Origin of the sequence: Rhizobium mesoamericanum STM3625 (assembly GCF_000312665.1) — a bacterium.
GTDB classification, from domain to species: Bacteria; Pseudomonadota; Alphaproteobacteria; order Rhizobiales; family Rhizobiaceae; genus Rhizobium; species Rhizobium mesoamericanum.
On sequence record NZ_HF536772.1, the window covers coordinates 2,485,042 to 2,497,382 of the forward strand.

11 protein-coding genes are annotated in these 12,341 nt (G+C 60.3%); all 11 read left to right on the forward strand.

The genetic code is table 11. The features are described 5' to 3' along the window. Positions 1-47 precede the first annotated feature (47 nt). The 11 genes from argS to BN77_RS12305 all read left to right on the forward strand — a co-directional run bounded on the left by argS (position 48) and on the right by BN77_RS12305 (position 12,271). Positions 48-1,805: an arginine--tRNA ligase gene (gene argS / locus BN77_RS12255; RefSeq protein WP_007532184.1), complete on the forward strand. Its 1,758-nt coding sequence runs from the start codon at positions 48-50 to the stop codon at positions 1,803-1,805. 59 nt (positions 1,806-1,864) lie between these two features. Next, positions 1,865-4,870, forward strand: coding sequence for an SPOR domain-containing protein (locus tag BN77_RS12260; RefSeq protein ID WP_007532186.1), 3,006 nt, complete (start codon positions 1,865-1,867; stop codon positions 4,868-4,870). A gap of 109 nt (positions 4,871-4,979) precedes the next feature. Next, positions 4,980-5,993: a beta-N-acetylhexosaminidase gene (gene nagZ / locus BN77_RS12265; RefSeq protein ID WP_208856433.1), complete on the forward strand. Its 1,014-nt coding sequence runs from the start codon at positions 4,980-4,982 to the stop codon at positions 5,991-5,993. A gap of 21 nt (positions 5,994-6,014) precedes the next feature. Next, a complete protein-coding gene (locus BN77_RS12270) occupies positions 6,015-6,875 on the forward strand; it encodes a segregation and condensation protein A (protein ID WP_040677733.1) in 861 nt (286 codons plus the stop codon). A 32-nt stretch (positions 6,876-6,907) separates the two neighbouring features. Beyond that, positions 6,908-7,588 (forward strand): SMC-Scp complex subunit ScpB, encoded by a 681-nt coding sequence (gene scpB, locus BN77_RS12275; protein ID WP_051177182.1) that lies wholly within the window; start codon positions 6,908-6,910, stop codon positions 7,586-7,588. Positions 7,589-7,770: 182 nt separating this feature from the next. Continuing rightward, positions 7,771-7,968, forward strand: a complete 198-nt coding sequence (locus BN77_RS12280; RefSeq protein WP_007532194.1) for a twin-arginine translocase TatA/TatE family subunit — start codon at positions 7,771-7,773, stop codon at positions 7,966-7,968. Between the two features lie 49 nt (positions 7,969-8,017). Beyond that, positions 8,018-8,638, forward strand: a complete 621-nt coding sequence (gene tatB, locus BN77_RS12285) for a Sec-independent protein translocase protein TatB (RefSeq protein WP_007532196.1) — start codon at positions 8,018-8,020, stop codon at positions 8,636-8,638. After that, positions 8,635-9,462: a twin-arginine translocase subunit TatC gene (gene tatC, locus BN77_RS12290; RefSeq protein ID WP_007532198.1), complete on the forward strand. Its 828-nt coding sequence runs from the start codon at positions 8,635-8,637 to the stop codon at positions 9,460-9,462. The genes tatB and tatC overlap by 4 nt, the downstream gene beginning before the upstream one ends. Positions 9,463-9,555: 93 nt before the next feature. After that, positions 9,556-10,839: a serine--tRNA ligase gene (serS, locus tag BN77_RS12295; RefSeq protein WP_007532200.1), complete on the forward strand. Its 1,284-nt coding sequence runs from the start codon at positions 9,556-9,558 to the stop codon at positions 10,837-10,839. A gap of 4 nt (positions 10,840-10,843) precedes the next feature. Beyond that, positions 10,844-11,611: a 5'/3'-nucleotidase SurE gene (surE, locus tag BN77_RS12300; protein WP_007532202.1), complete on the forward strand. Its 768-nt coding sequence runs from the start codon at positions 10,844-10,846 to the stop codon at positions 11,609-11,611. Between the two features lie 6 nt (positions 11,612-11,617). After that, entirely contained in the window at positions 11,618-12,271 is a 654-nt protein-coding gene (locus BN77_RS12305) for a protein-L-isoaspartate(D-aspartate) O-methyltransferase (RefSeq protein WP_007532204.1), read from the forward strand. The last annotated feature ends 70 nt before the right edge of the window (positions 12,272-12,341 follow it).

The window sequence follows — 12,341 nt, forward strand, 5'->3', positions numbered from 1 at the left end:
ACCGGACAACTGCCTTGTGGCAAAGCGCCTATGCATGGAAGAGTGCGATGAACCTTTTTACCGATTTCGACGCCAGGATTAAAACCACCCTTGAACAGATCGATCTGGTCAGGGAGAAACGATCCGAGGTGGATTTCGGCCGCATCGCGATCGAGCCGCCGCGCGACCCGAGCCACGGGGATGTCGCCACCAACGCCGCCATGGTGCTGGCAAAGCCGCTCGGCACCAATCCGCGCGCGTTGGCAGAGATCATCGCTGAGAAGTTGAAGGAAGACGTCGATATCGCGGACGTCTCGGTTGCTGGCCCCGGCTTTATCAACATCAGGCTCTCGGTCGGCTACTGGCAGCGCTTGCTTGCCTCGATCATCGAGACCGGCACGGACTACGGCCGTTCGGCGATTGGCGCTGGCAAACGCGTCAACGTCGAATATGTGTCTGCAAACCCGACAGGGCCCATGCATGTCGGCCATTGCCGCGGCGCCGTCGTCGGCGACGCGCTGGCTAACCTGCTTTCCTTTGCCGGATTCGATGTCGTCAAGGAATACTACATCAATGACGCGGGCTCGCAGATTGACGTTCTGGCGCGCTCTGTCTTTCTGCGCTACCGCGAAGCGCTCGGCGAGAAGATCGGCGAGATTCCGCCCGGTCTTTATCCTGGCGATTACCTCGTGCCCGTTGGTGAGTCACTGGCTCGTGACTACGGCGTCAAGCTGCACAACATGCCCGAAGATCAGTGGATGCCTCTCGTCAAGGATCGCACCATCGACGCGATGATGGCGATGATCCGTGAGGATCTCGACGCGCTGAACGTTCATCACGACGTGTTCTTCTCGGAGCGCACGCTGCATGCGCATGGCGCTGCGGCGATCCGCACGGCAATCAACGATTTGACGTTCAAGGGGCACGTCTACAAGGGCACGCTGCCGCCGCCCAAAGGCCAGTTGCCCGAGGACTGGGAAGACCGTGAACAGACGCTGTTCCGCTCGACGGAAGTCGGCGATGATATGGACCGTCCGCTGATCAAGTCGGACGGTTCCTACACCTATTTTGCTGCCGACCTTGCCTACTTCAAAAACAAATTCGACCGTGGTTTCAACGAGATGATCTATGTTCTCGGCGCCGACCACGGCGGATACGTGAAGCGCCTGGAAGCGGTGGCTCGGGGCGTTTCGGAAGGCAAGGCAAAGCTGACCGTTCTTCTTTGCCAGCTCGTGAAGCTGTTCCGAAACGGCGAGCCGGTGAAGATGTCGAAGCGTTCGGGAGACTTCGTGACGCTGCGTGATGTTGTCGAAGAGGTCGGTCGCGATTCGGTTCGCTTTATGATGCTGTACCGGAAGAGCTCCGAGCCGCTGGACTTCGATTTCGCCAAAGTAACGGAGCAATCAAAGGATAACCCGGTGTTCTACGTGCAGTATGCGCACGCACGCTGCATGTCTGTTTTCCGGCAGGCGAAGGAGGCGTTTCCGGACCTCGACGTCACCCCCTCCGACCTCGCGAAAGCGGTGGCGGGGATCTCGGATCCTGCGGAATTGCAGCTGGTTGCGAAGGCTGCGGAGTTTCCACGCTTGGTCGAGTCTGCGGCACAGTCACAGGAGCCTCACCGCGTCGTATTTTATCTCTACGACCTGGCCAGTTCTTTCCATGCGCACTGGAATAAAGGTAAGGATCAAGTAGACTTACGATTTATTAACGATAAGAACCGAGAATCGAGTATAGCCAGATTAGGGCTGGTGTACGCCGTTGCGTCGGTTTTGAAGTCGGGACTTGCCATTGCGGGTACCGCTGCGCCGGATGAGATGCGGTAGCGTCACCATTTACCCACAATGCTCTGGCATAAACCTTAGCAGTTGCGAGTGGGATGAGTATGGCAGACAAACAGCGGGCGTATGACACGCGTAAGAATACGGACCTCTTTGCCGACGACGATCCTTTGGCGGAACTTGCTCGCATCGTTGGCTTTGAGCCGCGGGTAGCAGCAAATACTGTCGAAGGTGCCCCCCGACAGGAGCCGGCGTTCAATCTCGAGGATGAATTGTTGCGCGAGTTCGAGCGCTACGAGGAACCTCAGTCCCAGGCTTCCTTCAATCGTCTGCCTGAGCCCGCCTTAGAGCAACCGGTTGCCCCGGTCGCCTATGAGGCGCCCGTCGAAGTGGATGCGCAGCCGACTGCGGTGTCCGAAGCCGAACTTGTCCCCGAACTTGTCGTTGAGCCTGAGGCTGCCGACGAGCCGCTCGTTCGTCAGCCTTTTGACGTGGCGTCCAACCTGACCCCTGCCGCTTGGGCACCGGCCGCTCGTGAGGGCGAGCCAGTCTCCGGTGGCGCTCGTGATCTGATCGAAGAGCTCGAGATGTCGATTGGTGCGGCGCCTGCTCCGGCAGCGCCCGTTGCGCCTGTCAAGGCTCCCCAGTGGTCTGCCGCCAGCATTCGGCTGCCGATCGCAAACTTCCACCCGGCGCGCCGTGATGAGGCTCCATCTGCAGCGATCGCTGCTCCGGCATCCGAGCCGACTATTGTTGCGTCCGAGAGCGTTGCTGCGTTCGAGGTGCCTGTTGCTGCGGGCTTCCCGGCCGAAATCGATCGCCACGAAGAACCCGATGCGGTCCCCGACGCATCTGAGATGCGCGAGGAGGCGCCGGTCGTTGAAGCCCTCATCGATCACAGCGCCTTCGATCTGGCTGCTGCCGCGAAGGATGATGGCGCTGTTCAGGCCGATGCTGCGCTGACCGAGGCTGCACCTACCGAGATCGACGATATTACCTTCGATATCGATGAACTCCTCGCCGACGTCTCTCATTACCCCGTTCCCGAGCGCCAGACCGCGCCTGCGGATGAAGTCACGGAGATGCCGACCTCGCCCGAGCCGCCTCGCGCAGCCACGCCCGTCGTGGCGCCGCTGCCGAAGCCAGTCGAGCAGCCTGTTGCCGCTACGGCCAGAGCCGAACCGGAAGGTGACGATCCTTTCGCCGGTCATGACTTTGAGCTCGATCTCGAAGGCATCGAGCTGGAACTCGCCGATTTCGACTTTGCTGAGCCAGTAAAGGCGCAGCCGCAGGCAGTCGAGCCGCCAAGAGTTCAGGCACAGCATACCCAGACAGTTAGACCACAGCCGGTCGCCCCAGCGCCCGCTTTCCAGCCGGCGCCAGCTCCCATCGTTGCTTCCGCGCCGATCCATCCAGTTTCGGACGAGACAGCGTTCGTTGCTAAGGCACCCGTTACCCCTGCATTCTCGGCCGATGCAGGAGACGACCTTCCGTTCGATCCGTCTATGATCTCGGATGCGGAATATCATCCGGAAGCCGTCGAAGAAATGCACGTGCCGGTGCTGCCGCCGGTCGAACAGCCAGAACCTGTTGTCGCGACCTCCGACTTCGATTTCGACGTCGACGCTGAAATCGCCAACCTTCTCACACCCGCCAAACCGGCAGAAATACCTGCTAAGCCGGTCGTCGAGGAATGGCGGACCCGTGCGCCGCTCTCCGTTGCGGCAAGTGCCGCGCCAGCAGCACCAGTTGCCAAGCAGGTTCCGTTGCAAAGCCTCGACGAATTTGAACGCGCCTTGGAAGAAGATTTCCGCCGGAGCGTCAATGAACCGGTCCAGCGCCGCGAGAACATTTCCCAGGTGCAGATTCAGTCGGCAAGTGAAGCTGAGGATATGAGCCGCGCCCGCTCGATGAAGCGCATGCTGGCTGCAGCTGCAGCGATCGTCGTCTTCGGCGGCGTCGCCTATGCCGGCTACACGTTCCTCGCCCGGGACGGTGGCCTCGGTATCGCTTCCGGCGAGCCACGTGTGATCACGGCGGACAAGGAGCCGGTCAAGGTCGTACCGGACAATCCCGGCGGCAAGACCGTGCCAAACCAGGACAAGGCCGTTTATGACAACGTCGGCGGTGCCGCGGCGGAAGCGCCGAAGCAAAAGGCGCTGGTATCCAGTGACGAGCAGCCGGTAGACGTCGTACAGCGCACGTTGACACCAGAAACGTTGCCTGAGGACAACGACAGCGATATCGCACCGCCAATGGCGACACCTGTCGGTGACACCCAGGATCCGCGTTTGTTGCCGAGCCAGGATACGGCCGCAGCTGACGAAGCTGATAGCGCCGATCAGGCGCCTTCGGTTTCCGCTCGCAAGGTCCGCACCATGATCGTCCGGCCGGACGGCACTCTGGTTGCCCGCGACGAGCCTGCTCCCGAGGCGGCGCCTGCGCTGCCCAAGGCAACGCCGGTTCAGACGCAGAAGGTCACGGCAGGTGCAAAGCCGGCCGCCGGCACCGCTGCGAATTTCCCCGCATCGGGCCAGGTCGCCTCGGCCGACATCCGTTCGACGCCTGTTGAAGAAACCAAGCCGACGGCAGCACAGGCACCCTCCGAGAACGCACTGGCTAAGGCTGCTGCCGCCACTCCGGCGAATGTCGATCCGCCGGTCCGCGCCGTGAAGAGCTCGACGGTTAGTGACGCCGCGCCGGCTCCGGCAGCACGCCCGGCAGCGACAAACGCGGTTCAGGCACCTGCTGAGGCGCCCGCTGCCCCTCCGGCACAAAAGCCGAAGGAGGTTGCCGCAAAGCCGAAGGAGGTTGCCGCTGTTTCGCCGGCGGCAACCCAGGCCCAACCGACGGCTGCTGCTGGGGCTGGTGGCTTCGGCGTTCAGATCGCATCGCTTCCTTCCGAGGAAGAGGCGAAGAAGTCTTACGCGAGCCTTTCGAAGAAGTTTGCAGGCGTGCTAGCAGGTCGCAGCTATGAGATCCGCAAGGCCGAGATAGCCGGTAAGGGGACGTTCTACCGCGTTCGCATTCCTGCGAGCTCCAAGGACGAAGCCGCGGCCATCTGCGAAAAGTACCGTGCCGCAGGCGGCAGCTGCCTCATCTCGAAGTAGGTTTTCGGCAGGTATTCAATCAAAGCGGCGGGCCTCTGATCCGTCGCTTTTTTTGTGAATGCCGGTTGACGCGGCTCGTATTTCCGGCCGGCACCTCTATGATTCGGGTATGACCGAATCAAAAGCGATGATCCTTGGCTGTAGCGGCCTTTCTCTCACTCCCGAAGAAAAGGCGTTTTTCAACGCCGAGCGTCCCTGGGGTTTTATTCTGTTTGGGCGCAATATTTCCGAACCGCAACAGATCAAAGACCTCGTCGCAGAAATGCGTGACGCTGTTGGTTGGCACGCGCCCGTACTCATCGACCAGGAAGGCGGACGCGTCCAGCGCATCCGTCCGCCGATCTTCCAGCATTATCCCTCCGGGCAACAGCTTGGCGATATCTATCGGCAGGACAGACAAAAGGGCCTTCGCGCCGCGTGGCTGATGTCGCGGCTGCACGCCTTCGATCTATCGGGCCTTGGCATCAATGTGGACTGCCTTCCGGTGCTTGACGTTCCGGTCGAAGGCAGCAGCAACGTGATCGGCAACCGTGCCTATGGCGGTGATCCTGCAACGGTCACGGCCATGGGGCGTGCCGCGGCCGAAGGATTGAAAGCCGGCGGCCTTCTGCCTGTGATGAAGCACATGCCGGGCCACGGTCGCGGTTTTGCCGATTCCCATCATGAGCTGCCGGTTGTCACGGTTGCGCGCGCCGAACTCGAGGCGCACGATTTCGTGCCTTTCATTGCCATGAAGGACGAATTGATGGCGATGACATGTCATGTTGTCTTTGCGGCCATCGACCCTGAGCGTCCGGCAACGACCTCTCGTCAAGTCATCGACGGAATCATCCGCGAGCATATCGGCTTCAAAGGGCTGTTGCTTTCCGATGATACGTCGATGAACGCGCTTGCCGGGACGATTGGTGAGCGTGCCGCCAACATCATCGCCGGCGGATGTGATATCGTGCTGCATTGCAATGGCCACATGAACGAAATGCAACAGGTTGTTGAAAACGTCCCGGTGTTGCAGGGCCAGTCGCTGTCGCGCGCAGAAGCGGTGCTTGAGGGGTTCCGAACGGCAGACAGTGCGCAGGAGGCTTTGCTACGCGCTGAATTCGACGCGATGTTTGCAACAGTCTGATTGCCATAGGAGCAGGGCATGGTGACGACGACGAAGGGCACGGAAGGGCTACAGACGGCGGCAGCGCCGATGGACAAGCTGTGGCAGGAGAACGGTGCCGAGCGCGCGAGCTCCGATCCCGCGCTGCTAATCGACGTTGCCGGCTTCGAAGGTCCCCTCGACCTGTTGCTCTATCTCGCCCGCAATCAGAAGGTCGATCTGTCCCGCATTTCTGTTCTTGCGCTGGCTGAGCAATATCTGCAGTTCATCGAAAGCGCACGCCGGATACGGATAGAGCTTGCTGCCGACTATCTCGTGATGGCCGCTTGGCTTGCCTATCTGAAATCACGCCTGCTCATCCCACAACAGGCGAAGGACGACGGACCTTCGGGCGAGGAGATGGCGGCAACGCTCGCTTTCCGCCTGAAGCGCCTCGAGGCAATGCGCGACGCCGCAAGCGGTCTCGTCAACCGCAACCGTTTGGGGCGGGATATCTTTCCTCGTGGTGCACCCGAGCACATCCCCGACCGGCATCAGTCGGCCTATGATGCGAGCCTCTACGATCTGCTGACAGCCTATGCGTCGCTAAGGCAGCGTCAGGCGGTGACACAGGTGACGATCGCTCGACGCAATGTCTGGTCGCTGACGGACGCCCGCGAGCTTCTGACCCGCATCATCGGCGAGATCGGCGACTGGACGGTACTCGAATCTTATCTCCTGCGTTACATGGCTTCGCCAGAAGACAGGGTCACGGCAATTGCCAGTGCGTTTGCTGCCTCCCTCGAACTTGTCCGTGAAGGTAAACTTGAAATCCGCCAGGACGGAGCCTTCCAGCCCCTCTACATGCGGCGAGGCCCGAAGCATGCAACGCTGCAGGTCGTCGAACAGGAGCGACCGGCGTGACCGATCTGGAAGACGAACGCATCGATAGCGCAATGATGGACGATTCAGACGACGAGGTTCGTGCGGAGAGCGAGGCGGAGCGCATTGCCGAGGCGCTGGTTTTTGCGTCTGCCCAGCCCGTGTCCGAAAGCTTTATTGCAGAGCGCTTGCCTCGCGCCTTCAACGTCCGCGCCATCATGTTGCGCCTGAAAGAGCAATACGCCCATCGTGGCGTCAACCTCGTCCAGGTAGATGATGCCTGGGCGTTTAGGACGGCCGCCGACCTCTCTTTCGTCATCAGGCGGGACGAGAACGAGGCAAAGAAGCTGTCGCGTGCAGCCCTGGAAGTCCTGGCGATTATCGCTTATCACCAGCCGGTGACGCGTGCCGAGATCGAGGACATCCGAGGCGTGCAAACCTCTCGCGGCACGCTCGACGTGTTGATGGAGGCAGGTTGGGTTCGTTTCCGCGGTCGCCGGCGGACGCCGGGGCGCCCGGTCACGCTCGGAACCACCCGTGATTTCCTCGACCATTTCGGCCTGGAAGAACTGCGCGACTTGCCGGGGCTCGAAGAATTGAAGGGAGCCGGGCTGCTCTCCGGTCGCATACCGGCCAATTTCAATATACCATCGCCTATGATGAACGACGAGTTGACCGAGGACGAAGATCCCATAACGCAACTCGATCTCGAGGAACTCGGCCTGCTTGCGCCTGGCGGCGGGTCCGAAGACTAATCGGATTGTTGGTTTCGCCACGCATTGCGAAAACAGTACCTATCACAGTTTTTCGGATGTGTAGTCTCTTGTCACAGAGGCCGAAGCCGTGACATTAAGCGACAATCCAAGGGGAATTTTGATGTTGGAATTGGTGTAGGAAGCTCTTACATCTGGAAACATCGCAACAGGGAGTTAGCGTAATGGGTTCTTTTAGCATGTGGCACTGGCTGATCGTTCTGGTCATCGTGCTGTTGTTGTTCGGCCGTGGCAAGATTCCGGAGCTGATGGGCGATGTCGCCAAGGGCATCAAGAGCTTCAAGAAGGGCATGAACGACGAAGACGCGCCTGAGTCCACAACTGCCAAGACCGTCGATCACAAGGCCGACGAAACGAAGTAATCCACGTCCGGGCGACGTAGCCCCCACGTTTCCCGTTCAGGAGCCTTGAATGTTCGATATTGGCTGGACCGAGCTGCTTGTCATCGCGGTCGTATTGATCGTGGTGGTTGGTCCGAAGGACTTGCCGCCGATGCTGCGTGCGTTCGGCAAGATGACCCAACGCGCCCGCAAGGTCGCCGGCGAGTTCCGCGCTCAGTTCGATGAGGCCTTACGCGAGGCGGATCTGGACGAAGTCCGTCAGACGCTGGCGGATGCCCAGAAGCTGAACCCCGTCAACAGTCTGCGCGAAGCAATGAACCCGCTTCGCCAGATGGGTAATGAAATCAAGGCTGACCTGCAGAAGGCGACGACGGTCGAGAACAAGACCGAGGTTCCGGCAGCTGCCGTATCGGTTCCCGAGCCGTCGATGAGCCTGCCGCAAACCCCGCCTTCCGTCGCGCCGGCGCCTGTCGCTGCAGCCCACGTGGAAGATGCGGCAGTTCAGGTGAAGCCTAAGGCGGCCCGTAAACCGCGCGCCAAGGCTGAGACCGCTCCTAAAGTGGTCGCTGCCCCTGTCGAGAAGCCCAAGCGGGGTTCTACGAAGACGGTTGTCGCCAAGAAACCTGCGACAGTTGCCGCCACAGCCGCTCCGAAGAAGACGGCAGCAAAGAAAAAGAAGGATGAGGCATGAGCGGTGAAATCGAAGACAAGCCGCAGCCGTTGATCGAGCATCTGATGGAGCTGCGTACGCGGCTGATCTGGTCGATTGGTGCGTTTTTCGTGGCGTTCATCGTCTGCTTCATATTCGCCAAGCACCTCTTCAACGTCCTGGTCTATCCCTATAAATGGGCGGTGGTGTGGGCAAAGCTCGATGTGTCAAAAGCGCAGCTCATCTACACAGCGCCGCAGGAATTCTTCTTCACGCAGGTGAAGGTCGCCATGTTCGGCGGCCTGGTCATCGCGTTTCCGATTATCGCCGCCCAGATCTACAAGTTCGTCGCGCCTGGCCTCTACAAGAACGAGCGCGCCGCCTTCCTGCCATTTCTGATCGCGTCGCCGATCCTGTTCTTGATGGGCGCCTCGCTTGTCTATTTCTTCTTCACGCCGATGGTCATGTGGTTCTTCCTGACCATGCAGCAGGCGCCGGGCGAGGGCGATGTCGCAATCTCGCTTCTTCCGAAGGTCTCCGAGTATCTCAGCCTGATCATGACGCTGGTCTTTTCGTTCGGTCTGGTCTTCCAGCTTCCGGTCATCACGACACTTCTCGCGCGTGTCGGATTGCTGAGCTCGGATTGGCTGGCCGAGAAGCGCAAGTTCGCGATTGTGCTTGCCTTCATCGTTGCAGCCGTGCTGACGCCACCCGATCCGATGTCCCAGATCGGCCTTGCACTGCCGACCATCCTTCTCTACGAGATTTCCATCTACGCGGCGCGACTCGTGGAGCGCCAGCGTGCCCGCGAGGCGGTCGAAGAGGCTGAAGGAACCACAGACGTTGCCAAGACGGACAACGTCTGACCACTCTCCCTCAATGAACGCTTCCAAGCATCCGGTCGAGGCCTAGCAAGGCTTTGGCCGGGTTATCTTTTTTTACAACGACCTGGAACGACGATGCTCGATATCAAATGGATCCGTGAGAATCCCGAAGCGCTCGATGCGGCACTTGCCAAGCGTGGTGCCGAGCCATTGTCCGAAAGTCTGGTTGCGCTCGATGAAAAGCGCCGCGCGGCCATTCAGAAGGTCCAGGACATGTTGTCCCGCCGCAATGCCGCCTCCAAGGAAATCGGCGCTGCGATGGCGCAGAAGAACAGCGAACTTGCAGAAAAACTGAAGGCTGAAGTGGCCGACCTGAAGGTGTTGCTTCCCGCCGCCGAAGAGGATGAGCGCCAGGCGACGGACGAACTGAGCGACGCGCTGTCGCGCATTCCCAACGTCCCGCATGACGACGTGCCGGTCGGCAAGGACGAGCACGACAATGCCGTTGCCCGCGTCGTTGGCGAAAAGCCTCGCTGGAACCATACGCCGAAGGAACACTTCGAGATCGGGGAAGCGCTCGGCTACATGGACTTCGAGCGTGCTGCCAAGCTCTCCGGATCGCGCTTTACAGTGCTGACCGGGCCGCTGGCGCGGCTCGAGCGTGCGCTCGGTCAGTTCATGATCGATCTGCATACGAGCGAGCACGGCTACACCGAAGTCAGCTCGCCGCTGATGGTTCGCGATGAGGCGATGTTCGGTACCGGGCAGCTGCCGAAGTTTGCGGAGGATTTGTTTAAGACGACGGATGGCCGCTGGTTGATCCCGACGGCGGAAGTGACACTGACCAATCTTGTCTCTGGCGAAATCCTCGATCAGGAGAAGCTGCCGCTTCGCTTCACGGCGTTGACGCCGTCCTTCCGTTCGGAAGCGGGCTCTGCTGGTCGCGACACACGCGGCATGCTGCGCCAGCATCAGTTCTGGAAGTGCGAACTCGTCTCGATCACCGATGCCGAGAGCTCGCTTGCCGAGCATGAGCGCATGACGGCCTGCGCTGAGGAGGTGTTGAAGCGCCTTGGGCTGCATTTCCGCACGATGACGCTCTGCACCGGCGACATGGGCTTCGGCGCGCGCAAAACCTACGACCTCGAGGTTTGGCTGCCGGGCCAGAACACGTATCGTGAGATCTCGTCCTGCTCGGTATGCGGTGATTTCCAGGCGCGTCGGATGAATGCGCGCTATCGCGGCAAAGAAGACAAGGCGACGAAGTTCGTTCACACGCTGAACGGTTCGGGCACGGCCGTAGGCCGCTGCCTGATCGCGGTCCTGGAGAACTACCTGAACGAGGACGGCTCTGTGACTATCCCTGACGTGCTGCTGCCATATATGGGTGGATTGAAGAAGATCGAACGGGCGGCCTGAGCCGATGCGCATTCTGCTTACCAACGACGACGGCATTCATGCAGAAGGCCTCGCGGCGCTGGAACGGATTGCGCGCACGCTCTCCGATGATGTCTGGATTGTCGCGCCGGAGACGGACCAGAGCGGCCTTGCGCATTCACTGAGCCTCTCCGAACCATTGCGGTTACGCAAGATTTCCGACAAGCATTTCGCGCTGCGCGGAACGCCGACCGACTGCGTCATCATGGGCATCAGGCAGGTCATGGACGTTAAACCGGATCTCGTGCTCTCGGGCGTCAATTCGGGATCGAACGTTGCCGATGATGTAACCTATTCCGGCACGATCGCCGGCGCCATCGAAGGTACCATGCAGGGGGTCCGCTCTTTTGCGTTGAGCCAGGCCTATCTGCACCAGGACGGCACGAGGGTCGTCCCGTGGGAGGTCTGCGAGGCGCACGCGCCGGCACTTCTCGACAAGCTGATATCGCTCGACCTGCCAGAGGGCACGTTCCTGAACCTGAACTTTCCGAATTGTCGGCCTGAAGAGGTCGAGGGTGTGGAAGTCACGGCGCAAGGCAAGCTTGCATTCAACCTGCAGGTCGATGCGCGTTCTGACGGACGCGGCTTTCCTTACTATTGGCTGAGGTTTGGCGAGCGTGCCGGCGCCTTCGTCGCAGGTACAGATATCCACGCACTGAAGTATCGCAAGGTTTCGGTAACGCCTTTGAAACTGGATCTGACTGATTATTCCGTACAGGACCGCGTGGCGCGGGCGCTTTCTGGTACGGAGTAAATTACTTTGACGGCACGGCTGGTGGAGAAGGAAGGTTTTGCGGCGCTCGTCTTGCGGCTCAGAGCCGAGGGCGTATCCGATCTGGACCTGCTGACTGCGGTCGAGCAGACACCGCGGTCATTGTTCGTGCCGCCTCAGTTTGCCGAGCAGGCCTATTCCAGCCGCACGATCCCGATCGAATGCGGCTCCTTCATCGAGGGTGTGGATTTCGCGGTCAGGGTGCTTCACCACCTGAAGATCAAGCCGGGGCAACGTGTGCTCGAGGTCGGCACGGGCAGCGGTTTCATGTCCGCTGTTATGGCGCGCATGGCCGAACGCGTGCTGACGATCGACCGCTACAAGACGCTTACCGCAAGTGCACAGCGCCGTATCGACTCGCTCGGCCTGCGGAACGTCATCATTCGCCAGGCCGACGGTAGTGCCGGCCTGCAGGGTGAGGGGACGTTTGACCGCATTCTGGTCACCGCCGCGTTCAACTCGATGCCGCGGTTCTACACTGACCAGCTTGTATCCGGCGGTTCGATGATCGCCCCTTTGATGATTTCCGAGAATGAGTGTCGCCTTGTGCGGCTGACAAAAACGGGCAGTCGCTTCGAGCGCGAGGAACTGTTCGACTCGCCTTATCTCCCGATCGTGCCTCGTATCGCGTCTCAACTCTAAGGCGAGGCGCCTGGAAGATGCGCTATGGTTAGCAATCTCTCAAAAAAATCGCGTAGATTTCGGTGCCTTA